The sequence below is a fragment of the Methylobacterium sp. OAE515 genome, assembly GCF_041806315.1.
In the GTDB taxonomy this organism is placed as follows: Bacteria; Pseudomonadota; Alphaproteobacteria; order Rhizobiales; family Beijerinckiaceae; genus Methylobacterium; species Methylobacterium tardum.
This window is the reverse complement of record NZ_JBGMUV010000001.1, coordinates 4,853,255-4,877,027: the sequence shown is the minus strand read 5'-3', so window position 1 is coordinate 4,877,027 and position 23,773 is coordinate 4,853,255. Positions and strand designations below refer to the sequence as shown.

The following is a 23,773-nucleotide window of genomic DNA, read 5'->3' as shown; positions in this document are numbered from 1 at the left end:
TTACCAGCGGTAGTGCGAGAAGGCGCGGTTGGCTTCCGCCATCCGGTGCGTGTCTTCCCGCTTCTTCACGGCGTTGCCGCGGTTGTTGGCGGCGTCGAGCAGCTCGGCGGAGAGGCGCTCAATCATGGTGCGGTCGTTGCGCGAGCGGGCCGCCTGGATCAGCCAGCGGATGGCCAGCGCCTGGCGACGCTCGGTGCGAACCTCGACCGGGACCTGGTAGGTCGCGCCGCCGACGCGGCGGGAGCGGACCTCGATCATCGGGGCAACGTTGTCGAGGGCGGCGCGGAACACCTCGATCGGGTTGGCGCGGGCGCGGTTCTCGACGATGTCGAAGGCGCCGTAGACGATCCGCTCGGCGGTCGACTTCTTGCCCTCGTACATGATCGAATTCATGAACTTCGTCAGCACCACGTCCCCGTACTTCGGGTCGGGGATGATCTCGCGCTTCTCGGCTGAGTGACGACGGGACATTGGGTTCTGCTCTCGAACAATATGGTCTTAAGCGCCCCGCGCAGGCCGCCTGAGCCCTGAGGCCGGCGACATCCTTACGAGGCCGTGGAAATATCCGACCGAAGCGAAACTTACTTCGGACGCTTGGCGCCGTACTTCGACCGGCGCTGCTTGCGGTTCTTCACACCCTGCGTGTCGAGCACGCCGCGCAGGATGTGGTAGCGCACGCCCGGAAGGTCCTTCACGCGGCCGCCGCGGATCATGACCACGGAGTGCTCCTGAAGGTTGTGGCCCTCACCGGGGATGTAGCCGATCACCTCGAAGCCGTTGGTCAGACGGACCTTGGCCACCTTACGAAGCGCCGAGTTCGGCTTCTTCGGGGTCGTCGTATAAACGCGGGTGCAGACGCCGCGCTTCTGCGGGCAAGCGTCAAGCGCCGGAACCTTGTTGCGGCTCCGCTGGATCTTCCGCGGCTGGGCGATCAGCTGGTTGATCGTCGGCATCCTGTGCCCTCTTCCTCGGTCACCTAGTTCGGACCGCGAAGAGCAGTCCGCAAAGCGAATATGCGCCGGAGGGCCAGTCACGGACCCTCGGCGCGGTGTGGGCAGAGGAGCACGTTCGACAGCGAACGCGCTCGTACCTACGGATCTGACTTAGAGCGTCAGGCGATTTGAACCCTCGGAGCGCGCGGGGCGATGGCGGCGGCGTCCGGGGGTATGCCCAAGGGCCGTCGGCAGCCGATGGCCGTCCGAAGTGGCGCGCTTCTAGACGCGGTTGCCCCTCAGGTCAATGCGTTCGCGGCAGAAAACTGCGCCGCGCCGGAGGTTAAGGATCGGTCAAGGCGCGGTTTCGTTCGGACGGGATCCCAGGGGCTCTGGGCGAGGCCGGCACACCTAACGACACGGCATGCGTCGGACAAGGCTTCTCGGGGCGGTTCGACGCGCGGCGCTCCCAGCGGTCACCGTCGGCCGCGGGGATCATCGTCCGGCACGCGGAGGCTTCGGGATCGTCGAAATCGGGCTCGCGATCGCCGGAAAAGTTTTGCTCAGTGCCGCTCAGATTTTCTGCAGCAACATGCTCGCTCTGACCGCAAAAATGAAATTCTTGCCTGTTGTTTCGGAACGGTAACCGAGATGATGATAGAGATGATCGGCGATGCGCCATGCAAACTGAATGCTCTAAGCTTCAGATCAGCACGCGCGCCGAGAGAACGGCCGATCGAGGATTATATAGGGTACTTTGATCTCATCATCTCTGGCCGCGGTAAACGTGATGGCCGCGGATACGGTCGGCTGCGGATCGCTCTGATGGAGACACCTGTGCGTCGCCTCTTCGCCTTTGCCCTTGCAACGCTTCTGTCGGTGAGCGCCGCCCAGGCCGACCGGCTAGACGAGATCAGACAGGCCGGAATCCTCCGGGTCGCCGCCTTCGACAGCAATCCGCCATTTGGGTTCGTCGATCATGCGACCAAGCAGATCGCCGGGCTCGACGTCGACTACGGGCGCGCACTCGCCGACAAGCTGGGCGTGAAGCTCGAGGTCAGGCCGACAAATCCGGCGAATCGCATCCCGCTCCTGACCTCCGGCAAGGTCGATCTGGTGGTGGCAAACTTCACCATCACGGAGGAGCGAGCCAAGCAGCTCGACTTCAGCATCCCATACTTCGCGTCCGGGCAGCAGTTCCTGGCCAAGAAAGGAACCCTGTCGTCGCCCGAGCAGCTGAATGGCCTGCGCATCGGCGCCGACAAGGGAACCACCAACGAGATCGTTCTACGCCGAGACTTCCCGAAGGCCACGGTCGTCGCCTTCGACGATACGCCGTTCGCATTTACGGCCCTGCGCAACGGCAACGTCCAAGCCATCACGCAGGATGGACCGAAGCTCGTCGGCCTGTTGGCGAAGGTGCCGGATCGCGAGAACTACGAGATCCCCGCCTTCATGATCTCCAATGACTATATCGGCGTCGGCATCCCCAAAGGTGAGATCCGGCTGCGGGAGCTCGTGAACGAGACCCTGCGGGACCTGGAGACGAGCGGGAAGGCGGCGGCGATCTATGACCGGTGGTTCGGGCCGAACACCGAGCAGCCGCTGCCACGCCTGTTCCGGATCGGGGACCACAGCTGATCGAATCGGCGGTGGAAGTGACCCAGCGCTTCGCTGGACTGTTCTGCGACCTCCTGGCGCCGCGCTATCTCGTGTGGCTGCTGCAGGGCTTCGGGGTCACCCTGGCCCTGTCGGCCGCCGTGTGCGTTGCCGGCACGGTCCTGGGCCTCTCGGCGTGCTGCTTGCGGGAAGCGGGCAGCGCGTCGGCACGGCGGGTCGTGTCCGCCGGCATCGGCCTCATCCGCAACACGCCGCTGCTCGTTCAGCTCTTCGTCTGGTACTTCGCGGTCGCCGCTCTCCTGCCGATCAGGCTGACCGTCTGGCTGAGCACGCCGCACCGCCTGGAGTTGGGCGTCGGCGCACTGCACTGGCCCGCCTACGAGACGGTGGCCGGGTTCTGCGGGCTGACGCTCTACGCGGCCGCCTACATCGCCGAAGAGGGCCGCGCCGGCATCAACGGCGTCCGTCCCGGCCAGCGGGAGGCGGCCCTTGCCCTCGGCTTCACGCCGGTCCAGGCGTTCCGCCACGTCGTCCTGCCGCAGGCCCTGCGCATCGTGTGGCTGCCGATCGTCGGCCAGTACCTCAATACGATCAAGAACACGTCGCTGACCATGACGATCGGCCTCGCCGAACTGTCCTACGCGTCCCGGCAAGTCGAGACCGAGACGTTCAGGACGGTCCAGGCCTTCGGCCTCGCGACGCTGCTCTATGTCGGCGCCGTCGCCGCGGTGGAATCGGCGGGGCAGGTTCTGGCCCGACGTTATCGACCGGCGGGACGGCGCCGGTGAACCTCGCGATCATCGGCGACAATCTCGGCTACCTGCTGCTCGGCGCGTGGCCCGACGGGCCGGTCGGCGGACTGGCGCTGACGCTGACGCTGATTCTCTCCGGCCTATCCGGTCTCGCCTCGGCTGCGCTCGGACTCGTCCTGGGGATCGGCCTCGCGATGAGCACGGGGACGACCCGAGGCGCGCTCACCCTGGGCCTCGGGTTCTTCCGCGCCGTGCCGATCGTGATGCTGATCTTCTGGAGCTACTTCCTTCTGCCGATCCTGTTCGGTGTCTCGGTTCCCGAGATGGGCACCGTTGTCGCGGCGCTGTCGCTGGTCGGGGGTGCCTACCTGTCCTACGGGGTTGCGGCGGGCATCGAGAGCATCGGCCGCGGCCAGTGGGAGGCAGGCTTGGCGCTCGGCTTCGGCCGCTGGCGGATCCTGCGCTTCATCGTGCTCCCGCAGGCGCTACGCGCCATGGCGCCGTCCTTCGCCAATCAATGGACCGCGCTCATCAAGGACACGTCGCTTGCCTACGTGATCGGCGTGCCCGAGCTGTCCTTCGTGGCCGCGCAGGTGAACAATCGCGCCATGGTCTACCCGGCCGAGATCTTCCTCTTCGTCGGGGCCGTCTACGCCGGCCTGTGCGCCTCCCTCGACGCGTTGGCGTCCCGGCTGGCGCGAGGATCGCGTTCCGTCACGAAAGCCTGACCGGCTAGCAACGCGACTCGGCACATCCTGCCGAGCTGGCGCGAAGCGGCGTGCCGGATCGGGGCAGGGGGGCGCCGTCACGGTCTACGGAAGATTAAAGCGAACCGTCGAAACGTCGCGATCATCGGGTGGCCGGCAGGTCGCCATGGGTTCGGGTCGAGGATGTTGCGTATGGGTTGCGTCGCGGTCAGCAACGTTGTGCCGTTCCGACGGGCGGTTCCCGTCCAGGCGCCCGGCGAGCGCGAGGCGCGCAATCGCCGTCGCAGCGAGCAGCGTTCGCTCCTCGACGCGGTCTACGCCACCGGCAGCCTGATCGTCGCGGCGGAGGACCGCACGATGAAGCTGACGGCTTCGCGCCTGCAGGTCTACGGCTTCCTGGCCATCGAGGAGCTGGCCGACGACGGCACCGTGCGCCGGCTCCGCCCGTCCGAGGCTGTTCGGGCCCGCGCGGAGCGGCCCTGGCGCCTGTCGAAGCCCGCTTGCGGCGGCGCTGTCACCATCCCGAGCCTCGACGGCTTCCTGTTCGAATCTGCCGGCCAGCCGGCCTGATTCCAGCCTCTTCGTGCGGCTTGCGACCGGCGTGCCGAAAGGCGCGCCGGTCGTTCTGCGTCAAAGCAGTCGTCCGTTCCGTCCCAGATCGGATCTCGAGCGCCCTCGTTGCGCACCTGCCGCGCCGAGAAATCCCGCCGCTCGGCTTGCCATTGCCAGCGGTCCGTAGTATCCGCCCGGCCTTCGCGACATTCCCGATGGGTGCTCGCACCCTGTGAACGCGGTGACCGCGCCGGTGTCCCAAGACACCGCCAGCGCGGTCGAACACATGAGCCGGGGACATCAGGTCCCCATCAGGCGTCGTCCGCCGGGCAATACCGCCCGTGTGCGGAAACCCGCCTGAAACAAGGAGTCACGCACGTGATCCAGATGCAGACGAATCTGGACGTCGCCGACAACTCGGGTGCACGCCGTGTGATGTGCATCAAGGTTCTCGGCGGGTCGAAGCGCAAGTATGCCGGCGTGGGCGACGTCATCGTCGTCTCCGTCAAGGAGGCGATCCCGCGCGGTCGCGTCAAGAAGGGCGACGTCATGAAGGCGGTCGTCGTCCGCACCGCCAAGGACGTGAAGCGCGCCGACGGTTCGGTCATCCGCTTCGACAAGAACGCGGCCGTTCTGATCAACAATCAGAAGGAGCCGATCGGCACCCGCATCTTCGGACCGGTGCCGCGCGAGCTGCGCGCCCGCAACCACATGAAGATCATCTCCCTGGCTCCGGAGGTGCTGTAATGGCTGCCAAGATCAAGAAGGGCGACACGGTCGTCGTGCTCACCGGCCGCGACTCGGGTCGCTCCGGCGAGGTCATCCAGGTTCTGCCGAAGGAAGGCCGGGCCTTCGTGCGCGGCATCAACCTGGTCAAGAAGCACCAGAAGCAGACCCAGAACCAGGAAGGCGGCATCATCTCCAAGGAGGCCGCCATCCAGCTCTCGAACATCGCGGTCGCCGATGCCAACGGCAAGCCGACCCGCGTGGGTTTCCGCATCCTCGAAGACGGGCGCAAGGTCCGGTTCGCCAAGACCACGGGGGATCAGATCGATGGCTGAGGCCGACAAGAACGCCTACACCCCTCGTCTGCGCAAGCATTACGAGGAAGTGGTTCGCCAGAAGCTGATCGAAGAGTTCGGCTACAAGAACCCCATGGAAGTGCCGCAGATCACCAAGATCGTGATCAACATGGGCGTCGGCGAGTCCACCGCGGACTCGAAGAAGGCCTCCGTGGCTGCGGGGGACCTCGCCCTCATCGCCGGCCAGAAGCCGGTCATCACCAAGGCCCGCAAGGCCATCGCGACCTTCAAGGTCCGCGAGGGTATGCCGATCGGCTGCAAGGTGACCCTGCGCAAGCAGCGCATGTACGAGTTCATGGACCGGCTGATCACCATCGCGCTGCCGCGCAAGCAGCGCATGTACGAGTTCATGGACCGGCTGATCACCATCGCGCTGCCGCGCGTGCGTGACTTCCGCGGCCTGAACCCGCGCTCGTTCGACGGCCGCGGCAACTACGCGCTGGGTCTCAAGGAGCACCTCGTGTTCCCGGAGATCTCCTACGACAAGGCCGAGCAGACCTGGGGCATGGACATCGTCGTGGCGACCACCGCCAAGACCGATGCCGAGGCCAAGGCCCTCCTCGCCGCCTTCAAGTTCCCGTTCCGGCAGTGAAGCTTTCGGGCTTCAGACGCGGACACCGGAGATAGACCACATGTCGAAGAAAAGCTCAGTCGAGAAGAACGAGGCCCGCAAGGCGCTGGTGAAGCGCTTCGCGGCCAAGCGGAAGGCGCTCCTCGAGATCGCCAACAACGACGCCCTCGAGATGGAGGAGCGCTTCGAGGCGCGCCTCAAGCTCGCGGAACTGCCGCGCAACTCGTCGGCCACCCGCATCCGCAATCGCTGCGGCATGACCGGCCGTCCGCGCGCCTACTACCGCAAGATGGGCATCTCGCGCGTGGCGCTGCGCGAGCTTGGCAACCGGGGCCTGATCCCCGGCCTGGTCAAGTCGAGCTGGTAAGGAGGTCCCCATGGTTAACGATCCCGTGGGCGACATGCTCACCCGCATCCGCAACGGCCAGCTGCGCCGTCGCAACGTCGTCCAGACGCCCGGCTCGCGCCTGCGCGCCAGCGTCCTCGACGTGCTGAAGTCTGAGGGCTACATCCGCGATTACGCGGCGACCGACCTCGGCAACGGCCGCACCGAGTTCGCTATCGAGCTCAAGTACTATGACGGGCGCCCGGTGATCCGCGAGATCAAGCGCGTCTCGAAGCCGGGCCGCCGGGTCTACTCGTCGGTCGGCGAGCTGCCGCACGTGGCCGACGGCCTCGGCGTCACCATCGTCTCCACCCCGCAGGGCGTCATGGCCGACCACGAGGCGCGCGAGCGCAACGTCGGCGGTGAAGTGCTCTGCACCGTGTTCTGATCGGGACGGAGGAGGTTATCCCATGTCTCGCGTAGGCAAGAAGCCGGTCCCCGTACCGGCGGGCGTTACCGCCACCGTCACGGGTCAGACCGTGAAGATGAAGGGTTCGAAGGGCGAGCTGTCGTTCGTCGTTCCCGCCCTCGTCAACGTGGCCCTGAAGGACGGCGCGATCTCGGTCGAGCCGATCAACCAGTCCAAGCCGGCGCGCTCCCTGTGGGGCACGTCGCGGGCGCAGATCGCCAACATCGTCGAGGGCGTGTCGAAGGGCTTCGAGAAGAAGCTCGAGATCACGGGCGTCGGCTATCGTGCGGCGATGGCCGGCAAGGCCCTCAAGCTGTCGCTCGGCTACAGCCACGACATCGAGTACGAGATCCCCGCCGGGATCACGATCGCAACCCCGAAGCCCACCGAGATCACGATCTCCGGGATCAACCGCCAGCAGGTCGGTCAGGTCGCCGCCGAGATCCGCGATTACCGCGGACCCGAGCCGTACAAGGGCAAGGGCGTGCGGTATGCGGGCGAGTTCATCTTCCGCAAGGAAGGCAAGAAGAAGTAAGGAGGGCATCATGTCTCGCAAGCTCGAAGCCCTCGATCGCCGCAAGGCGCGCGTCCGTCGCGCGCTGCGGGCGGCCGCCAACGGCCGTCCGCGGCTCTCGGTGTTCCGCTCGTCGAAGCAGATCTACGTGCAGGTCATCGACGACGTCGCCGGCAAGACGCTGGCCGCAGCCTCGTCGATCGACAAGGCGCTCAAGGGCGAACTGAAGACCGGCGCCGACGTCGCCGCCGCCAAGGCGGTGGGCAAGCTCGTCGCCGAGCGCGCCAAGGCCGCGGGCGTCACGAAGGTCATCTTCGACCGCTCCGGCTACATCTACCACGGCCGCGTCGCCGCCGTGGCGGAGGCCGCCCGCGAGGGTGGCCTGGAATTCTGATCGGGTTTCACCGAACCCCGTCATTCCGGGGCACCGCAGGCGAGCCCGGAAACCAGACCCTCGGCGCGGCAGGATCTGCACCCCCGACGGCTCTGGATCTTGGGCTCCGCTGCAGGGACCCGGGATGACGACAGAAACGGCGGAGGAGAGCGGTGCGCCGCTTTCCGCAGACAAAATCGAGCGAGCAGGCCCGCCGCCTGCGCCAGTGAGATGAACAGGTAGAAACATGGCACGTGAACGTGAAGGCGGGGGCCGCGGCCGCCGCGAGGATCGCGAGGAGCGCGACAGCGAGTTCGTGGACAAGCTCGTCCACATCAACCGCGTCGCGAAGGTGGTAAAGGGTGGCCGTCGCTTCGGCTTCGCTGCCCTTGTCGTCGTCGGCGACCAGAAGGGCCGCGTCGGCTTCGGCCACGGCAAGGCCCGTGAGGTGCCGGAAGCGATCCGCAAGGCGACCGAGGCTGCCAAGCGCGGTCTGATCCGTGTGTCGCTCCGTGAGGGCCGGACCCTGCACCACGACGTCAACGGTCGTCATGGCGCCGGCAAGGTGATCCTCCGCGCCGCCCCGCAGGGTACCGGCATCATCGCCGGCGGCCCGATGCGCGCCGTGTTCGAGACGCTCGGCATGCAAGACGTTGTCGCCAAGTCGCTGGGTTCCTCGAACCCCTACAACCTCGTGCGCGCCACTTTCGAGGCGCTCAAGAACGAGGACAGCCCGCGCTCCGTGGCGGCCCGCCGCGGCATCAAGGTGTCGACGCTCCAGTCGCGTCGCCGCGATGCCGACCCGGCAGACCAGTCCGAAGCCGCAGTCGCGTAAGGGGGGTCCGATGGCACAGAAGACCGTCCGCATCGAGCAGATCGGTTCGCCGATCCGCCGCGAGGCCAGCCAGCGCCAGACGCTGATCGGCCTCAAGCTCAACAAGCTCCACCGCGTGTCCGAGCTGGAGGATACCCCCTCCGTGCGCGGCATGATCCGCAAGGTTGCGCACCTCGTGCGCGTCCACGGCGACGTGGCGTGAGGAGGTCCCGATGAAGCTCAACCAGATCAGCGACAATCCCGGCGCCACCAAGGACCGGATGCGCGTTGGCCGGGGCATCGGCTCCGGCAAGGGCAAGACCGCAGGCCGCGGCGTGAAGGGTCAGAAGGCCCGGACCGGCGTTGCCATCAAGGGCTTCGAGGGCGGTCAGATGCCGTTGCATCGTCGCCTGCCGAAGCGCGGCTTCAACAACCTCTACGCTCAGGATCTGAACGAGGTGAACCTCGGCCGGATCCAGGAGGCGGTCGACGCCGGCAAGCTCGACAAGGCCGCCACCGTTACGGTGGAGAGCCTGGTCGCCGCCGGCATCATCGCCCGTCCCCGCGACGGCGTGAAGCTGCTCGGCGTCGGCGAGCTCACCGCGAAGCTCAGCTTCGAGGTCACCCGCGCCTCCAAGTCCGCCGTCGAGGCGGTCGAGAAGGCCGGCGGCTCGGTCAGCACCGTCTACGCCCAGGGTGCCTCCACCCGCGGCGGCAGCGAGGCGGCCACGGCCTGACGGGAGCGCGGAGGGTGCGATCTCGGGGACCCGTTGCACGGGCTCCGCGCACCCTTTAAGCCGATCCTTCGAGCGGCGGCCCTGCGACCACGCGGGCCGCCGTTTTTCGTTTCATCCGGGCTCGACCGCCCGGCGACATGTCCAGGACGCGACGCTTATGGCCTCAGCCGCCGAGCAGCTTGCCGCCAACCTCAACTTCGGTGCGATCGCCAAGGCCGATGAGCTGAAGAAGCGCATCTGGTTCACGCTCGGCGCCCTCGTGGTGTTCCGGCTGGGCACGTACATCCCGATTCCCGGAATCGATCCGGAGCAGTTCGCCCGGAACTTCCAGCAGCAGTCGGGCGGCGTGCTGGGCCTGTTCAACATGTTCTCGGGCGGTGCCGTCGAGCGCATGGCGATCTTCGCCCTGAACATCATGCCGTACATCTCGGCCTCGATCATCGTGCAGCTCCTGACCTCGGTGATCCCGAGCCTGGAGGCGCTGAAGAAGGAGGGTGAGTCCGGCCGCAAGGTCATCAACCAGTACACCCGCTACCTGACGGTGGTGCTGGCGCTGGTCCAGTCCTGGGGCATCGCGATCGGACTCCAGGGCTCCTCGGCCGCCATCGATCCGGGCCCGTTCTTCCTGGCCTCGACGGTGATCACGCTGACCGGCGGGACCCTGTTCCTGATGTGGCTCGGCGAGCAGATCACCTCGCGCGGCATCGGCAACGGCTCGTCGCTGATCATCTTTGCCGGCATCGTCGCCCACCTGCCGGTGGCGATCGCGGGCGCGCTCGAGCTCGGCCGCACCGGCGCCCTATCGCCGGCGATCATCCTAGGTGTAGGCGTCGCCGCGGTGGCGCTGGTCTACTTCATCGTGTTCATGGAGCGTGCCCAGCGCCGGCTGCTGATCAACTACCCGAAGCGCCAGGTCGGCAACCGCATGTACGAGGGCCAGACCTCGTTCCTGCCGCTCAAGCTCAACACGTCCGGCGTGATCCCGCCGATCTTCGCCTCCTCGCTGCTGCTCCTGCCGGCCACGGCCGCGAGCTTCTCCGCCAATGGCGGCGCGACCGGCTGGCTCGGCACGGTCACGGCCTATCTCGGCCACGGCACGCCGCTGTTCATGGTCCTCTACGCGGCGCTGATCATCTTCTTCACGTTCTTCTACACCGCCGTGGTCTTCAATCCGCAGGAGACGGCCGACAACCTGAAGAAGCATGGCGGCTTCATCCCGGGCATCCGTCCGGGCGAACGCACCGCGGCCTTCATCGACAAGGTGCTGACCCGCATCACGGTGATCGGCGCCCTGTACCTGACGCTCGTCTGTCTGTGCCCGGAGATCCTCTCGTCCTACGCGGCCGCGAGCCTCGGCTTCGGCGGCACGTCCCTGCTGATCGTGGTCTCGGTCACTATGGACACAGTGGCGCAGATCCATGGGCACCTGATGGCCCACCAGTACGAGGGCCTCGTGAAGAAGGCCAAGCTGCGTGGCGCCTCGACCACGCAACGCCGCCGCTGAGGCTGATACAGAGACGGGACGAAGCCAAGCATCCTCCCGTCTCTGGCCCAAAGGTCCGAGTGTTTCCGCGCTCGGGACCGGCTAGAAATTCTTAAATCCGGCGATGCCAGGGAGGCTTCGCCACCGCGGCTTGAGCCCGAAGCGACCGGGCCGAACGAGGACAACGCCATGCGCATCATTCTGCTCGGGCCGCCCGGTGCGGGAAAGGGGACGCAATCCGAGCGGATCGTGCAGCGCTTCGGCATCCCGCAGCTCTCGACCGGCGACATGCTCCGGGCGGCGGTGGCGGCGGGCACGCCGGTCGGCCTTGAGGCCAAGGCCGTGATGGAATCGGGCGGCCTCGTCTCGGACCGGATTGTGGTCGGCATCGTGGCCGACCGGATCGAGGAACCCGATGCCCGCCGCGGCTTCATCCTCGACGGCTTCCCGCGCACTGTCGCTCAAGCCGAGGCATTGTCCGAGATGCTCGCCAGCAAGGGCTTGAGCCTCTCCACCGTCATCGAGCTGAAGGTGGACGAGAACGCCCTCGTCGGCCGGATCGAGAAGCGCGCGGCAGAGACCCTGGCCCGTGGCCAGGCTGTGCGGAAGGATGATACCCCGGAAGTGTTCAAGCAGCGCCTGGAAGCTTATCGCGCCCAGACCGCGCCGCTATCGGCTTACTATGCCCAGAAGCGCATGCTGAAGACCGTCGACGGCATGCAGCCGATCGACAAGGTCACGGCCGACCTGATGTCGGTGCTTGAGCCGCACGAGGAGCGTGTGACGTCCTGAGCACCTGTTGAGGTGCCGGTCCGCTGCTGGCCGGACAGGGACGCAAGGCTGAATAGGGAGGCGAAGCTCTCCGTGTCGCGGAAGAGGCGCTGTCAGGATGATCGCGTCCGACGGCGATTGGGTCGCCCTCGATCCTGAACCTCTCGCGGGCTCGACCGGTTGATTGGCGCAGCATCGATCGGAAACACCATGACCCTACGCGTCGTCGTCACGACGGTTGTCCTCAGCCTCGCGGCTTCGCTGCCGGACCTTCCGGCTGCGGCGCAGAGCCCCGCCCAATCCTTCGTGTACGGGCAGAAGCGGTTCCGCCACGCCTGCCGACCGCCCCTCAAGTTCGCTGCCGGCGCCTGTGTCCGCCGCTGCCCAGGCGGCTACCAGGATTTGGGCAGCTACTGCCGGTTCCGGAATCAGGGCTTCCGCTAAGAGACCCGGATCAGAGTCGTCCTTCCCGGCGCAGGGTGCCGAAGAAGTTGACGACGTCCATCGCCAGGGATCGATGGCCGAATAGACGAAGCGGATAGCCCTCGGGGGTGTCCTCGCGCAGCTCGATCATGGCGGTCATAACGTTGTAGCGGAACACCATCCGGCGGCCCGCGAACGTGGCCCAGAGCAGGATCGGCCCGTGATCCGCGCCCTGAACCGCCACGGATCCCGGCTCTGCTTCGGCGAGCACGCCGCCGATCACCGCCAGTGTCACGGGGACGACCTCGTCCAGGGTCTCGGCGGCTTCCCGCAGGACGGCATCGGCGAAGGCCCGCACGGTCGCACCGTCGCTGGTCAGCAGGGACATCCAGACTCCTCGATCTCGTGCATCACGGCCCCGGGGCGTGACGCAGGGCGGCACGTCGAACCGGTCATACCACGTTGACATCGGGCCTTCCGCGCGCTAGCAGGCCCTCCTTCGTCCAGCCGAACGATGGTCCGAGGTGCCCTGTCCAGGGCCGCCCGCGGGCCGCGTCGTCGTTTCACGTGCGCAGGGGCCGGCCTCCACCGGACGCGCACGACACCGGCCCGGATCCTCGGGCCCGACATGGAGAGTGATTGTGGCCCGTATCGCAGGCGTCAACATCCCGACCAACAAGCGCGTCGTCATCGCGCTTCAGTACATTCACGGCATTGGCGCCAAGAAGGCCGAGGAGATCACCCAGAAGGTGAACATCCCCGCCGAGCGCCGGGTCAACCAGCTGACCGATGCCGAGGTTCTCTCGATCCGCGAGACGATCGACCGCGACTACATCGTCGAGGGCGACCTGCGCCGCGAAGTCTCGATGAACATCAAGCGCCTGATGGATCTCGGCGCCTATCGCGGCCTGCGTCACCGCAAGCAGCTGCCGGTCCGCGGTCAGCGCACTCATACCAACGCCCGCACCCGCAAGGGTAAGGCGAAGCCGATCGCCGGCAAGAAGAAGTAATTTTTTGGAACTGGGAGGCCGTGCTCAGCTCGGCCTCCTTCCCATCGCGCCAGGTGTCCCCCAGCGGACCCGGCGCCGGCTCGACCGCCCTGCCTGGGCGCTCCGGCCAAGTCCCAAAAAGAATCCCGAGCGCCTGGTGTTACGGGCGTGCCTGAAGGAAGAGTGAGAACAGATGGCCAAGGAACCGCAACGCGTCCGCCGCCGCGAGCGCAAGAACATCGTGTCGGGCGTCGCCCACGTGAACGCGTCGTTCAACAACACGATGATCACCATCACGGATGCGCAGGGCAACACGATCTCGTGGTCGTCCGCCGGCGCGATGGGCTTCAAAGGCTCGCGCAAGTCGACGCCGTACGCCGCTCAGGTCGCCGCCGAGGATGCCGCCCGCAAGGCGTCCGAGCACGGCATGCGCACCCTCGAGGTCGAGGTTTCGGGTCCGGGTTCGGGCCGTGAGTCGGCGCTCCGCGCCCTTCAGGCTGCTGGCTTCACGGTGACCTCGATCCGCGACGTGACGTCGATCCCGCATAACGGCTGCCGGCCGCGCAAGCGCCGCCGCGTCTGATCGAAGTCTCGTGACGGAGAAGCTCATGACGGGATCGAAGCCGCTTCCGGGCGTGCTGCGTTGGAACCTCGGCGACCTCACGGTCACCGTGCTCAACGACGGCTGGTTTCAGGCCAGCCTCGATCTCGTCACGGGCATCTCCAAGGAAGAGGCCGGGCGGCTTCAGCTGGCGGGCTTCCGAACCGAGCAGCCCAAGATCACGCTGAACGCCTTCCTGATCACAGGTCCCGGCCTCAAGCCGACCCTGATTGACACGGGCTATGGCGACCTCGCGCCGGCACCGACCCTCGGCCGGGCCGGCGCGGCGCTGGCGCTCACCGGCGTCAAGCCGGAGGAGATCGGCACGGTGCTCGTCAGCCACCTGCACCCAGACCATGTCGGCGGTCTCGTGAAGGACAGCGCGGCGCGCTACCCGAATGCCGAGATCGTGCTGCACGCCGACGAGGCGGCGCACTGGCTTCCGGATGAGGCCCTGGCCCAGGCGCCGGAGGCCGCGAAGCCTTATTTCGAGGGTGCCCGCAAGGCGCTCGCACCCTACGCCGGCAAGGTGCGCGAGCACCGGGGCGGCGAGGTTCTTCCGGGGATCACAGCGGTGCCTCTGCCCGGCCACACGCCGGGCCATTGCGGTTTCCGCATCGTCTCCGGTGGACAGTCGCTGATGATGTGGACCGACGTGGTGCACCTGCCGGCGATCCAGTTCAAGAACCCTGAGGCCGGCGTCGGCTTCGACGTCGACGGCGACCAGGCACGGGAGACGCGCAAGCGGATCCTGGACGAGGTGGCAAGCGAGCGGACGCTCATCGCCGGCGGCCATCTCGAATTCCCGGCGCTCGGCTACGTGGACCGGGAGGGGGCTGGCTACAGCTTCGTACCGGTGCTGTGGGTCGGCGGCGAGTAACGGCGGACAGACATTCAGGGACCGTTCGGGGCGCCAGGGGGCGGCGCCGGACGGCCGAAGCGCGGGGACGGTCGTCGCGGATCCCGGGCAAGGACGAGAGGTAGGATCGTGGTCATTCAGAAGAATTGGCAGGAACTGATCAAGCCGAACAAGCTGCAGGTCACGACCGGCGACGACCCCAAGCGGGTCGCCACGGTCGTCGCCGAGCCGCTGGAGCGCGGCTTCGGCACCACTCTGGGCAACGCCCTGCGCCGGGTGCTCCTGTCGTCGCTCCAGGGCGCGGCCGTGACCTCGGTGCAGATCGACGGCGTGCTGCACGAGTTCTCGTCGATCCCGGGCGTGCGCGAGGACGTCACCGACATCGTCCTCAACATCAAGACCATCGCGATCCGCTCGCAGACGGACGCGCCGAAGCGCATGACCCTGCGCAAGACCGGCCCCGGCCTCGTCACCGCCGGTGACATCGGCACGGTCGGCGACATCCAGATCCTGAACCCCGACCTCGTGATCTGCACGCTGGATGACGGCGCCGAGATCCGCATGGAGTTCACGGTGGCCACCGGCAAGGGCTATGTCCCGGCCGAGCGCAACCGTCCCGAGGACGCCCCGATCGGCCTGATCCCGGTCGACTCGCTGTTCTCCCCGGTGACCAAGGTCAGCTACCGCGTCGAGACGACCCGCGAGGGCCAGGATCTCGACAAGGACAAGCTGACCATGACGGTCGAGACCAACGGTGCGGTCTCGCCGGAGGATGCGCTCGCTTACGCGGCGCGCATCATCCAGGACCAGCTGCAGGTCTTCGTGAACTTCGAGGATCCGCGCAAGGAAGAGGCCGCGCCGCTCGCGCCGCAGCTGCCCTTTAACCCGGCGCTGCTCAAGAAGGTCGACGAGCTGGAGCTGTCGGTCCGTTCGGCGAACTGCCTGAAGAACGACAACATCGTCTACATCGGCGACCTCATCCAGAAGTCCGAGGGCGAGATGCTGCGGACCCCGAATTTCGGCCGCAAGTCGCTCAACGAGATCAAGGAAGTGCTCGCCGGCATGGGCCTGCACCTCGGCATGGACATCCCCGGCTGGCCGCCGGAGAACATCGAGGACCTCGCCAAGCGCTTCGAGGAGCACTACTAGGTCGCTGGTTCCCCCCGCTCCGCCCTCATCCTGAGGTGCCGGAGCGCAGCGGAGACCTCGAAGGAGGCCTCCAGGGATCGCAGCATCTTCTGGAGCCCTCCTTCGAGGCCCGCTGACGCGGCCACCTCAGGATGAGGGCTTCGGTTTAAAGTTCCCGCCGCGGGGTCATGCGGAATCAACCGCCCTGTGCTCAGGGCACCCGGCCGTACCGTGGCACGGCGGCCGAGACCAGAAGGAAGCCAGCACCATGCGTCACGGTTATCGCGGCCGTCGTTTCAACCGCACCGCCGAACACCGCAAGGCGATGTTCGCCAACATGTCCGCCGCGCTGCTCAAGCACGAGCAGATCATCACCACGCTGCCGAAGGCCAAGGACCTGCGTCCGGTCGTCGAGAAGCTGATCACGCTCGGCCGCATCGACAGCGTGCACACCCGCCGTCTGGCGATGGCGCAGCTGCGCGACGCCGACATGGTCAAGAAGCTCTTCACGGTGCTCGGCCCGCGCTACAAGGGCCGCCCGGGCGGTTACTGCCGCATCATGAAGGCCGGCTTCCGTCAGGGCGACAACGCCCCGCTCGCCGTGATCGAGTTCGTCGATCGCGACGTCGAGGCCCGCGGCAAGGATTCCGGCCCGAGCCAGGTCGCCGAGGCCGCCTGATCCCGGCCGGGCGTTCCTACGCCCCTGTCGTTCGAGAAGCCGTCCCGGATCCTCCGGGGCGGCTTCTCGCTTTTTGGCTTCTCGTCTGTGCGGGCCAGCGAAGCAATCCAACCCGCGCCATGCCGACTGATTATGCGGATCACCGGCCCGCCTTGCGGCGCTCGCGATGACGATGCGCTGATCACAAAAAACCCGCCGGCTCGCGCCGACGGGTCTGAGCAGGGTCCACGTCTTGGATGGTCGCGGGAGCTCGCCCTGGCGGCCCGTATCGGACGGGCCGGGAACTCGACCGCGCCGCGCTCCGAAAACCCCTATCCCTGCTGATACACGTCCGGTGGACCGTCCTGGTCCGGGTCGTTGTCACACCTGCGGCGCGGGAAGATGCCGTGATCGCTCATGGTCCACCTCCTCATCGTAACCCGGGGCCCACGGGCCCCACATAGGTTCAATGAGCCGGCAACCGGTCGGTTCCCAGGCCCGGTCAGCCAGCCTGTCCGGCCGCGCCGTCGAGCAACGTGGCCACCCGGGCGGCCAGGTCGGCCGAGCGGAACGGCTTCGAGAGAACCGGCAGATCCTCGGGGATCTGCATGGCCTCTGCGTGACCGGTCAGGATCAGGACGGGAAGACCCGGCAGCCTGCCGCGGATCTCGGCCGCCAGCTCGATCCCGCTCATGCCGGGCATGGCCAGATCGGCCACGACCATGTCGAAGCGGTCGTGCCGGAGACTTCTGAGCGCGGCCTCGCCGTCGGCCGCCTCGGTGGTGCTGTGCCCGAAGCCCGTCAGGAACGAGGCCGTCACGTGCCGCACCTGCGGATCGTCATCGACGATGAGGATACGGGCCCGGCGCCCGGCGACCGGAGCTGCGCCGGCCTCCTCGGCAGGCTGCTCGGGAGCTTGGTCGGCGAAGGGCAGGGCCAGCTCGACGCGCGTCCCCTTGCCGACCTCGCTGTCGATCACCAGCCGACCTTTCGACTGCTGCGCCAGCCCGAAGACCATGGCGAGGCCGAGCCCGGTTCCCTGGCCCACGGCCTTGGTCGTGAAGAACGGTTCGCACACCCGGCGCAGGATGTCTTCGGGGATGCCGGTGCCCTCGTCGGTGACGCTGATGCCGAGATAGCTGCCGTCGGCGATCTCCGGATCGCCGCTGATGTTGAGCCGCCGCGTCGCCACCGTGATGGTGCCGCCGTCCGGCATCGCGTCCCGGGCGTTGATGCAGAGGTTGAGCACGGCGAGTTCGAGCTGGTCCGGATCCACCTGAACCGCCAAGAGGCCGTCCTCCAGGTCGGTTCGCACGGTCACAAGGCCGCCGAGGCTGCGTCCGAACAGGTCGCTCATCCCGGTGATCAGGCCATTCACATCCACGGCCCGGGCCTGCAGGTCGTGCGCACGGCTGAAGCTGAGGAGACGCTTGGTCAAGGACGCGCCGCGCTCCGCAGCTCCGCGGGCGTTCTCGATCAGGCGCTGGACCCGCGGCTGGTCGGCAATCTTCGGACCGGCGAGTTCTAGGCTGCCGAGGATCGCGGTCAGCAGGTTGTTGAAGTCGTGCGCGATGCCGCCCGCCAGCGTCCCGAGGGCCTGCATCTTGTCGGATTGGCGCAGGCGCGCCTCCAGAGTCCGCTGCTCGGTCACGTCGCGCTCGATCACCGCGAGATGGCTGATCGCGCCGCTCGGGTCGCGAATCGGCACCCGCGTCACGTGGCTCCAATGCTCGGCGCCCGTCGGGCCGTCGCTGATCAGGCTCTCGGCCACCGCGCCGGAGCGGATCGCGGCCTCGTCCGCCGTCGTTACCGGACCGGCCTTCGCGCCGAGCAGCTCGGCCTCGCGCCGTCCCAGGCAGGCGGCGATGTCGTGATGGAGAAGGGCTGCCTTGCGGGCGTTCAGCCGAACGAACCGACCGTCCGCGTCCTTGAAGCTGATCGCGTCCTGAGCGTGGTCGAGCAGACCCCGGAGAAGCGCCCGCTCGGTGGCGAGGTCCCGTCCGAGTTGGTGCCGCTCGAAGGCCTGCCGAACCGTGGAGCGCAGCAGGCCCGCATCCCAGGGTTTCGTCACGTATCCGACGATGCCGCCGCGATTGAGGGCGGCGATCACCGCCGTGATGTCGGCGTAGCCGGTGAGCAGGATCGCCTGCGCATCGTGGAAGGTGCGCGCTTCGGCGAGCAGCGCGTCGCCGGTCAGGCCCGGCATGCGCTGGTCGGACACCACCACGGCGATGTCGGGCTCCGCGCGCAGGATCTCCAGCGCCTCGGCAGGGCGCGAGGTCGTCAGCACCCGGTAGGACTCCTCGAACAGGTCCTCCAGGGCGATCAGGATATCCGGCTCGTCATCGACGGCCAGGATCGTCCCTACACCTGCCGTACGGTCACTCATGCACTGGCCGCCTGCCGCGGAATCCCGATCACGAAGCAGGCTCCCCCACCTGGGGCCGTCTCCACGGCGAGCGAGCCGCTATGCGCCTGAACGACGCTGTAGGCAATCGCAAGACCAAGTCCCGTTCCCGATCCCACCGGCTTTGTCGTGAAGAAGGGTTCAAAGATCTTCTCGCGCAACGTCTCCGGTATGCCAGGACCAGTATCGCTGATGCGGATCTCGTCAACATCCGGGGATGATTCGGTGACGATGCGAATCGTGCCGCCCTCCGGCATCGCGTCGGCGGCATTGCCCAGGATGTTCATCACCACCTGATTCAGCAGCGCCGGGGTGCAGTGGATCTCGGGCCTGCCCGCGAAGGTGCGCTCGACGACGATCCGGTCGCCGAGCTTGTGCTGGATCAGGGCCAGCACGGTGTCGATCGCCTCCGGCACGTTGACGAGGGCACGCTCACCCTCGTCGAGGCGCGAGAACTTCCGGAGGTTCAGAACGAGATCCTGGATGCGGGTCAGTCCCATCCGCATCGAGCCGACCCGCTGCCGGGCCTTGTCGATGGTACGGGCGGCCGCGTCCGGCGCCGCGTCCGGCAGCTCGCCGAGCAGACGCTCCACCGTGCCCTGATGGGCCAGGATGAAGGCGAGGGGATTGTTGATCTCGTGGGCGATTCCGGCGACCAGCTCGCCCAGCGAGGCCATCTTGGCGGCCTGGACGAGCTTGGACTGCGCGTCGGTCAGCTGGCGGTTGGCGTCGGCGAGGTCACGGTTCGCCTGCTCCAGGGCGTCGGCGAGCCGCGCCCGGGCCTCGGCCGCCTCGGCCTCGGCGCGGGCCCGCTCCACGGCGCGCTCCCGCTCGCCGAACTGGCCGGCGATGCGCCGATCGTCCTCTTCCAAGAGCCGGCGGCGTACGAACCCGCGCACCCGGAGCGCAAGGACCTCGGCATCGGTCTTCGAGACGACGTCATCAGCCCCCGCCGCGTAGGCCTGGACGAGGAAATCCTTGGCCGGATCGCTCCCGGCGATGGCCACGAGGTGGAAGCCGGCGCCGGCCGCCTGACCCGCGCGGCGCTGACTGATCGCTAGGCAGAGGGCGAGCCCGTCATAGGCGTGGCCGAGCAGGTCGACCGTCACGCAGTCGAACGCTTCGGTCCCGTCGGCCGCGTTCAGGGCCGCCAGGGCCGCCTCCGGCCCGTCGGCCGTGGCGACGTGGTGCCCGTCCTGGCCGAGCAGGCCGGACAGGAAGGTTCGGTAGGTGGCGCTGCCGTCGATCACCAGGATGCGCCCGCGGCGGAAGGCGGCCGCGCCCGGCCCTTCGCCGTCGCTCGCCGAGCGGCGCTCGCGCATCAGGGCACGGATGCGCAGGATCATCAGGTCGCGGTCGGCGGATTTCGGCAGGTAGGCGTCGGCGCCGCTCTCCAGCCCCTGACGCTCGCCGCCGCTGCCGCCGGTCAGCATCAGGACCGGCAGGGCCCGGGTGCGCAGCGACAGGCGCATCTGCCGGATCAGCTCGTCGCCGTTCATGCCCGGCAGGTGGTAATCCGCCACGACGAGATCGGGCTGGCTGCGGTTGAGGTGATCGAGGGCCGTCTCGGCGGAGGGACAGCGCTCCACCGCGAAACCGTGCGCCTCAAGCAGGAGGCGCAGTTCGAGCGCCTGCGTCTCCGAATCCTCGACCAGCAGGATCCGGGCGGGCCCCTCGAGGGCGCCGGCCTCGGCCGCCGTCACGGACGCGCCCCCGGCTCCACCAGGCGCAGGACGTGGTCGGCGATCCGGTCCAGCGGAAGGACGGATCGGGCCGCGCCGAGCCGTACCGCGGCCGCCGGCATGCCATAGACGACCGCGGTGCTCTCGTGCTCCGCAACAGTCTGCGCGCCGGCCCGGTGCATGTCGGCGAGACCTGCGGCGCCGTCCTCGCCCATGCCGGTCAGGAGCACGCCGATCCCGGCCGCTCCGGCCTGCCGTGCCATGGAGCGGAACAGAATGGTGGCGGCCGGCCGCTGGCCCGAGACGGGCGCAGCGTCGATCACCCGGAGAACCCGGTTCGACCCGATCTCGAGGTGCCGATCCCCGGGTGCCACGTAGACGCGGCCGGGTTCGGCCCGCTCACCGTCCCGCGCCAAGCCGACGGGCAGCGTCACGACGCTGTCGAGCCAGCTAGCGAACCCGTCCATGAAGGCCGGGCCCATGTGCTGGACGACCAGAACCGGCAGGGGAAAGTCCTTGGGGAGCGCGCCGATCACCCGCGCCAGGGCCGGGGGGCCGCCCGTGGAAGCCCCGATCCCCAGGAGGCTCGGCGCCTGCCCGGGAATCTCGACCGGGGTCGCCTGCGCGACGGGCGCGGTGCGGCCGGCCCACTCGGTGCCGATCGGGCGGCGGCGGATCACCGGGACCTGAGCCATGATCCGCAGCTGCGTGCAGATCTCGCCCGCCACCGCCTCGTAGCCGGCATGGGTCGTGGCTACGGGCTTCTCCACCACGGACAGGGCGCCGGCCCGCAGCGCGTTCATGGAGATCCGCAGGGACGAGTCCTCCACGGAATCCGCCACCACCACGATCGGGGTCGGCTGCTCGGCCATGATCCGGCGCGTCGTCTCCAGCCCGTCGATCCCCGGGAGGCGGATATCCATCGAGATCACGTCCGGCCGTACGGTCCGGAGCTTGTCCAGCGCTTCCTCACCGGACGCGACGGCGGCCACGATCTCGAGCCGGGGATCGCGGGAGACGATGTGGCGCAGCAGCTCGCGCACCACGAGGCTGTCCTCCACGAGCATCACGCGAACCGGCGTCATAGGAGTTGCCCGATCGTATCGAGCAGCTGGCGCTGATCGAACTTCTGCTTGGTCAGGTACGCATCCGCACCGAGATCCAGACCTCGGGCCACATCGGCGGCGTCGCCGCGCGACGTCATCAGGATGGTCGGGAGGCGGGCGAAGCGCGGGTCGGACCGCAGCGCCTGGACCAGGCCGAACCCGTCGAGGCGGGGCATCTCCACGTCTGCGAGGACGAGGTCCACGAGCTCGATGTCGGCGCGCAGCCGGTCGAGGGCATCCTGCCCGTCGACGCAGACGACCACGCGGTAGCCGGCGGCTTCCAAGATTCCCTTCTCCAAGGTCCGGGTGGTGATCGAATCGTCGACGACCAAGATCGTCGCGCGCGCGGATGCGCGCGGCGCTGCATGAGTCGTCGAACGTGGAGCCTGCCCCATCGTTCCGGCCGAAGGTGCGACAGCCGCGCGCGCGGCGAGGCCGTCCGGGTCCAGGACCAGCACCGGGACGTCTCCGGGCAGCACCGCGGTGCCCGCGATGAGCTCGGGATCGGCTCCGAAATCGGGGGCTGGCAGGACCAGGAGCGGTCGCACGTCGTGCAGGCGGTCGACCGCCAGCGCCAAGCGGGTGCCCCCGGCCCGCAGCACCGCGGCCGTGAGGATCTCGGGGTCGGCCGGATCACCGGCCTGGCCGAGGATCTCAGCGAGTCCGACGACCGGGTGGCTCGTCGCGGCCTTGCCCTCGCCGAGCCGGAGCATCGTACGGCCCATCGCGACCGGCAGCTCCGTCCGTCGCAGGCGCAGCAGGCGCTCCACGGCGCCGCCCGGCAGCGCGTAGACACGCCCGGCCGCCTCGACCAGGAGCAGGCTGCGCCGGGCCGCCGACAACGGCAGGCTGAAGACCAGGGCGGTGCCGGCCGGCTCGCGCGGCTCGAGGCGCACGCTGCCGGCGAGCTGGCGCGCCGCGTCCGCCGCCACCGACAGGCCGTATCCGCGCCCGGACAGGGTGTCGACGGCGTCCGCCGTCGAGAAGCCGGGCTCGAACACGAGGCGCAGCAAGTGCTCCGCACCGACGGCAATCTCCGGAGCGAGGAGGCCGCGCTCCCGCGCCACGGCCTCGATCCGCGCGAGATCGGGCCCTGGCCCGTCGTCGAACACCGTGACCTGCAGGCGCGAGCCGCGGACGGCGAGATCGAGTCCCAGAGCCAGCGCCTCGGGTTTGCCGGCGGCGCGGCGGGCCTCCGGCGTCTGCCAGCCATGGCTCAGGGCGTTGCGCAGGGCGTGCAGCAACGGATCCTTCAGCACCTGCAGCGTGCCGCGCTCGACCGGCAGATCGAGGCCCCGCAGGTCGAGATCCACCTCGCGTCCCTGCTCGCGGGCGGTCTCGCGGAGCGACCGGGCGAGGGGCGCAAGCACCGTCTCGGCCGGCACCAGGGCCAGGCGTTCGGCCGCCGCGCGGACGCGGGACGCGGCACCCTCGATCGCGCTGGTGGCGGCCGCTTGGCGTCGGGACAGATCCGCAGCCTCCCGGGCGAAGGAACCGACCTCCGCCGCGAAGGCGCGCAATCCCGGCTGCTCCGTGGGCGCCTCGGCGGCGAGCGCCTCCGCGCCGGCGCGCAGGTCGCGAGCCAGGCGAGCGAGGCGGGCGAGGCTTTCGGCTGCGGGAGCCCGGGCCGCCAGGGTGCTCGCGAGGTCGTGGCTCGCACGGGCCATCGCGTCTACGGCTTCGCCGGGAACGCGCAGGAAGGCCGTGCCCGGATCGGCCGGCTCGGCCGCGGCCTTCTGGACAACCGGCGCGCTCGCGGTGGCCGCAACCGGCGCCGGGGCCGGTGCATCGACGGCCGGTCTGGACGACTCGGCGGCAGCCGGGGCGCTTTCTTGCGCCGCGCCGGGCGGATCGAGGACCCGACCGAGCGCCGTCAGGGCGTCCGACGGCATCTCCGGGCCGGCCCCGTCCTTGAGCCCGGCGACGTAAGCCTCGACGCGGTCGAGGGCGAGGTGGACGGCGTTCGCCGCATCGCGGTCGAGGGCCGTCGCGCCGGTCCGCACCCTCTCGAACAGGGTCTCAAGACGGTGGGCGACCGCCTCGACGGCCGGCAGATCGACGGCCCGCGACGCCCCTTTCAGGCTGTGGGCACGGCGAAAGACGTCGTTCCAATCCGGCGTGGCGCTGCCGAGCGCCCCGCGGATCGCCGTGACGTGCTCGCGATGCTCGACGTCGAAGGCGGCGAGCAGGAGCTGGCGGATGTCCTCAGCCAAGACGC

General features: G+C 68.5%; 29 protein-coding genes. 22 read left to right on the top strand and 7 right to left on the bottom strand.

The features are described 5' to 3' along the window. On the bottom strand, window positions 1-471 hold the full coding sequence (rpsG, locus tag ABIE45_RS23825) for a 30S ribosomal protein S7 (RefSeq protein ID WP_007557567.1): 471 nt from the start codon (window positions 469-471) through the stop codon (window positions 1-3). Between the two features lie 110 nt (window positions 472-581). After that, on the bottom strand, window positions 582-953 hold the full coding sequence (gene rpsL, locus ABIE45_RS23820) for a 30S ribosomal protein S12 (protein WP_007557568.1): 372 nt from the start codon (window positions 951-953) through the stop codon (window positions 582-584). A gap of 642 nt (window positions 954-1,595) precedes the next feature. Here rpsL and ABIE45_RS23815 point away from each other — a divergent pair. The 17 genes from ABIE45_RS23815 (at window position 1,596) to ABIE45_RS23735 (ending at window position 12,146) form a co-directional block, all read left to right on the top strand. Next, window positions 1,596-2,573 (top strand): ABC transporter substrate-binding protein, encoded by a 978-nt coding sequence (locus ABIE45_RS23815; protein WP_373622582.1) that lies wholly within the window; start codon window positions 1,596-1,598, stop codon window positions 2,571-2,573. A gap of 17 nt (window positions 2,574-2,590) precedes the next feature. Then, entirely contained in the window at window positions 2,591-3,340 is a 750-nt protein-coding gene (locus ABIE45_RS23810; RefSeq protein ID WP_209578452.1) for an amino acid ABC transporter permease, read from the top strand. Then, complete coding sequence (locus ABIE45_RS23805; protein ID WP_192711553.1) at window positions 3,337-4,032, top strand: amino acid ABC transporter permease; 696 nt, start codon at window positions 3,337-3,339, stop codon at window positions 4,030-4,032. The genes ABIE45_RS23810 and ABIE45_RS23805 overlap by 4 nt, the downstream gene beginning before the upstream one ends. A gap of 171 nt (window positions 4,033-4,203) precedes the next feature. After that, entirely contained in the window at window positions 4,204-4,581 is a 378-nt protein-coding gene (locus tag ABIE45_RS23800) for a hypothetical protein (RefSeq protein WP_192711552.1), read from the top strand. Between the two features lie 360 nt (window positions 4,582-4,941). After that, the gene (gene rplN, locus ABIE45_RS23795) at window positions 4,942-5,310 is read left to right on the top strand and encodes a 50S ribosomal protein L14 (RefSeq protein ID WP_010686182.1); all 369 of its coding nucleotides are present in this window, start codon (window positions 4,942-4,944) and stop codon (window positions 5,308-5,310) included. Continuing rightward, a complete protein-coding gene (rplX, locus tag ABIE45_RS23790) occupies window positions 5,310-5,624 on the top strand; it encodes a 50S ribosomal protein L24 (RefSeq protein WP_161392856.1) in 315 nt (104 codons plus the stop codon). The genes rplN and rplX overlap by 1 nt, the downstream gene beginning before the upstream one ends. Continuing rightward, the gene (rplE, locus tag ABIE45_RS23785; RefSeq protein WP_373622579.1) at window positions 5,617-6,237 is read left to right on the top strand and encodes a 50S ribosomal protein L5; all 621 of its coding nucleotides are present in this window, start codon (window positions 5,617-5,619) and stop codon (window positions 6,235-6,237) included. Before rplX ends, rplE begins: the two co-directional genes overlap by 8 nt. 40 nt (window positions 6,238-6,277) lie before the next feature. Continuing rightward, on the top strand, window positions 6,278-6,583 hold the full coding sequence (gene rpsN / locus ABIE45_RS23780) for a 30S ribosomal protein S14 (protein WP_010686179.1): 306 nt from the start codon (window positions 6,278-6,280) through the stop codon (window positions 6,581-6,583). A 10-nt stretch (window positions 6,584-6,593) separates the two neighbouring features. Beyond that, on the top strand, window positions 6,594-6,989 hold the full coding sequence (gene rpsH, locus ABIE45_RS23775) for a 30S ribosomal protein S8 (protein ID WP_010686178.1): 396 nt from the start codon (window positions 6,594-6,596) through the stop codon (window positions 6,987-6,989). 22 nt (window positions 6,990-7,011) lie between these two features. Further along, window positions 7,012-7,545 (top strand): 50S ribosomal protein L6, encoded by a 534-nt coding sequence (rplF, locus tag ABIE45_RS23770; RefSeq protein WP_192711550.1) that lies wholly within the window; start codon window positions 7,012-7,014, stop codon window positions 7,543-7,545. Window positions 7,546-7,555: 10 nt separating this feature from the next. Next, complete coding sequence (rplR, locus tag ABIE45_RS23765; protein ID WP_010686176.1) at window positions 7,556-7,918, top strand: 50S ribosomal protein L18; 363 nt, start codon at window positions 7,556-7,558, stop codon at window positions 7,916-7,918. A 226-nt stretch (window positions 7,919-8,144) separates the two neighbouring features. Then, window positions 8,145-8,732, top strand: a complete 588-nt coding sequence (gene rpsE, locus ABIE45_RS23760; RefSeq protein ID WP_012319173.1) for a 30S ribosomal protein S5 — start codon at window positions 8,145-8,147, stop codon at window positions 8,730-8,732. A 10-nt stretch (window positions 8,733-8,742) separates the two neighbouring features. Beyond that, window positions 8,743-8,934, top strand: coding sequence for a 50S ribosomal protein L30 (gene rpmD / locus ABIE45_RS23755; RefSeq protein ID WP_020096280.1), 192 nt, complete (start codon window positions 8,743-8,745; stop codon window positions 8,932-8,934). A gap of 10 nt (window positions 8,935-8,944) precedes the next feature. After that, on the top strand, window positions 8,945-9,448 hold the full coding sequence (gene rplO, locus ABIE45_RS23750; RefSeq protein ID WP_192711549.1) for a 50S ribosomal protein L15: 504 nt from the start codon (window positions 8,945-8,947) through the stop codon (window positions 9,446-9,448). A 157-nt stretch (window positions 9,449-9,605) separates the two neighbouring features. Further along, window positions 9,606-10,952, top strand: coding sequence for a preprotein translocase subunit SecY (secY, locus tag ABIE45_RS23745; RefSeq protein ID WP_043387379.1), 1,347 nt, complete (start codon window positions 9,606-9,608; stop codon window positions 10,950-10,952). A gap of 168 nt (window positions 10,953-11,120) precedes the next feature. Beyond that, window positions 11,121-11,723, top strand: a complete 603-nt coding sequence (locus tag ABIE45_RS23740) for an adenylate kinase (RefSeq protein ID WP_192711548.1) — start codon at window positions 11,121-11,123, stop codon at window positions 11,721-11,723. Window positions 11,724-11,912: 189 nt separating this feature from the next. Further along, complete coding sequence (locus ABIE45_RS23735) at window positions 11,913-12,146, top strand: hypothetical protein (protein ID WP_192711547.1); 234 nt, start codon at window positions 11,913-11,915, stop codon at window positions 12,144-12,146. A 10-nt stretch (window positions 12,147-12,156) separates the two neighbouring features. Here the strand turns inward: ABIE45_RS23735 and ABIE45_RS23730 are convergent, their stop codons facing one another. Next, window positions 12,157-12,513, bottom strand: coding sequence for a hypothetical protein (locus ABIE45_RS23730; protein ID WP_192711546.1), 357 nt, complete (start codon window positions 12,511-12,513; stop codon window positions 12,157-12,159). A 253-nt stretch (window positions 12,514-12,766) separates the two neighbouring features. On the opposite strand from ABIE45_RS23730, the gene rpsM reads away from it, so the two are divergent. The 5 genes from rpsM (at window position 12,767) to rplQ (ending at window position 16,381) form a co-directional block, all read left to right on the top strand. Then, a complete protein-coding gene (gene rpsM, locus ABIE45_RS23725; protein ID WP_050732928.1) occupies window positions 12,767-13,135 on the top strand; it encodes a 30S ribosomal protein S13 in 369 nt (122 codons plus the stop codon). Window positions 13,136-13,307: 172 nt separating this feature from the next. Further along, on the top strand, window positions 13,308-13,697 hold the full coding sequence (gene rpsK, locus ABIE45_RS23720) for a 30S ribosomal protein S11 (protein ID WP_007557606.1): 390 nt from the start codon (window positions 13,308-13,310) through the stop codon (window positions 13,695-13,697). A 25-nt stretch (window positions 13,698-13,722) separates the two neighbouring features. Next, window positions 13,723-14,595 carry an MBL fold metallo-hydrolase gene (locus ABIE45_RS23715; RefSeq protein WP_192711545.1) on the top strand — a complete coding sequence of 291 codons (873 nt, stop codon included), beginning with the start codon at window positions 13,723-13,725 and terminating at the stop codon, window positions 14,593-14,595. Window positions 14,596-14,703: 108 nt separating this feature from the next. Then, on the top strand, window positions 14,704-15,723 hold the full coding sequence (locus tag ABIE45_RS23710; protein WP_010686165.1) for a DNA-directed RNA polymerase subunit alpha: 1,020 nt from the start codon (window positions 14,704-14,706) through the stop codon (window positions 15,721-15,723). Window positions 15,724-15,970: 247 nt separating this feature from the next. Beyond that, on the top strand, window positions 15,971-16,381 hold the full coding sequence (gene rplQ, locus ABIE45_RS23705; RefSeq protein ID WP_192711544.1) for a 50S ribosomal protein L17: 411 nt from the start codon (window positions 15,971-15,973) through the stop codon (window positions 16,379-16,381). Between the two features lie 481 nt (window positions 16,382-16,862). On the opposite strand, the gene ABIE45_RS23700 is transcribed toward rplQ, so the two are convergent. Genes ABIE45_RS23700 through ABIE45_RS23685 form a run of 4 tightly spaced genes read right to left on the bottom strand, consistent with a single transcriptional unit; the run spans window position 16,863 to window position 23,768 of the window. After that, a complete protein-coding gene (locus ABIE45_RS23700; protein WP_192711543.1) occupies window positions 16,863-18,749 on the bottom strand; it encodes a response regulator in 1,887 nt (628 codons plus the stop codon). Next, window positions 18,746-20,470: a response regulator gene (locus ABIE45_RS23695; RefSeq protein WP_192711542.1), complete on the bottom strand. Its 1,725-nt coding sequence runs from the start codon at window positions 20,468-20,470 to the stop codon at window positions 18,746-18,748. Before ABIE45_RS23695 ends, ABIE45_RS23700 begins: the two co-directional genes overlap by 4 nt. Further along, window positions 20,467-21,534, bottom strand: coding sequence for a chemotaxis-specific protein-glutamate methyltransferase CheB (gene cheB, locus ABIE45_RS23690; RefSeq protein WP_192711541.1), 1,068 nt, complete (start codon window positions 21,532-21,534; stop codon window positions 20,467-20,469). The genes ABIE45_RS23695 and cheB overlap by 4 nt, the downstream gene beginning before the upstream one ends. Beyond that, window positions 21,531-23,768, bottom strand: a complete 2,238-nt coding sequence (locus ABIE45_RS23685; protein WP_192711540.1) for a response regulator — start codon at window positions 23,766-23,768, stop codon at window positions 21,531-21,533. Before ABIE45_RS23685 ends, cheB begins: the two co-directional genes overlap by 4 nt. Window positions 23,769-23,773: the final 5 nt, after the last annotated feature.

Coding starts and splice junctions, on each gene's coding strand:
- secY (WP_043387379.1), top strand. CDS start 9,606: ATGGCCTCAGCCGCCGAGCAGCTTGCCGCCAACCTCAACTTCGGTGCG.
- rpmD (WP_020096280.1), top strand. CDS start 8,743: ATGGCACAGAAGACCGTCCGCATCGAGCAGATCGGTTCGCCGATCCGC.
- rplE (WP_373622579.1), top strand. CDS start 5,617: ATGGCTGAGGCCGACAAGAACGCCTACACCCCTCGTCTGCGCAAGCAT.
- ABIE45_RS23735 (WP_192711547.1), top strand. CDS start 11,913: ATGACCCTACGCGTCGTCGTCACGACGGTTGTCCTCAGCCTCGCGGCT.
- ABIE45_RS23815 (WP_373622582.1), top strand. CDS start 1,596: ATGATCGGCGATGCGCCATGCAAACTGAATGCTCTAAGCTTCAGATCA.
- rpsE (WP_012319173.1), top strand. CDS start 8,145: ATGGCACGTGAACGTGAAGGCGGGGGCCGCGGCCGCCGCGAGGATCGC.
- ABIE45_RS23740 (WP_192711548.1), top strand. CDS start 11,121: ATGCGCATCATTCTGCTCGGGCCGCCCGGTGCGGGAAAGGGGACGCAA.
- rplX (WP_161392856.1), top strand. CDS start 5,310: ATGGCTGCCAAGATCAAGAAGGGCGACACGGTCGTCGTGCTCACCGGC.
- rpsL (WP_007557568.1), bottom strand. CDS start 953: ATGCCGACGATCAACCAGCTGATCGCCCAGCCGCGGAAGATCCAGCGG.
- rpsK (WP_007557606.1), top strand. CDS start 13,308: ATGGCCAAGGAACCGCAACGCGTCCGCCGCCGCGAGCGCAAGAACATC.
- ABIE45_RS23700 (WP_192711543.1), bottom strand. CDS start 18,749: ATGAGTGACCGTACGGCAGGTGTAGGGACGATCCTGGCCGTCGATGAC.
- rpsG (WP_007557567.1), bottom strand. CDS start 471: ATGTCCCGTCGTCACTCAGCCGAGAAGCGCGAGATCATCCCCGACCCG.
- rpsN (WP_010686179.1), top strand. CDS start 6,278: ATGTCGAAGAAAAGCTCAGTCGAGAAGAACGAGGCCCGCAAGGCGCTG.
- ABIE45_RS23800 (WP_192711552.1), top strand. CDS start 4,204: ATGGGTTGCGTCGCGGTCAGCAACGTTGTGCCGTTCCGACGGGCGGTT.
- cheB (WP_192711541.1), bottom strand. CDS start 21,534: ATGACGCCGGTTCGCGTGATGCTCGTGGAGGACAGCCTCGTGGTGCGC.
- rplR (WP_010686176.1), top strand. CDS start 7,556: ATGTCTCGCAAGCTCGAAGCCCTCGATCGCCGCAAGGCGCGCGTCCGT.
- rpsH (WP_010686178.1), top strand. CDS start 6,594: ATGGTTAACGATCCCGTGGGCGACATGCTCACCCGCATCCGCAACGGC.
- rplO (WP_192711549.1), top strand. CDS start 8,945: ATGAAGCTCAACCAGATCAGCGACAATCCCGGCGCCACCAAGGACCGG.
- rplF (WP_192711550.1), top strand. CDS start 7,012: ATGTCTCGCGTAGGCAAGAAGCCGGTCCCCGTACCGGCGGGCGTTACC.
- rplQ (WP_192711544.1), top strand. CDS start 15,971: ATGCGTCACGGTTATCGCGGCCGTCGTTTCAACCGCACCGCCGAACAC.
- ABIE45_RS23730 (WP_192711546.1), bottom strand. CDS start 12,513: ATGTCCCTGCTGACCAGCGACGGTGCGACCGTGCGGGCCTTCGCCGAT.
- ABIE45_RS23715 (WP_192711545.1), top strand. CDS start 13,723: ATGACGGGATCGAAGCCGCTTCCGGGCGTGCTGCGTTGGAACCTCGGC.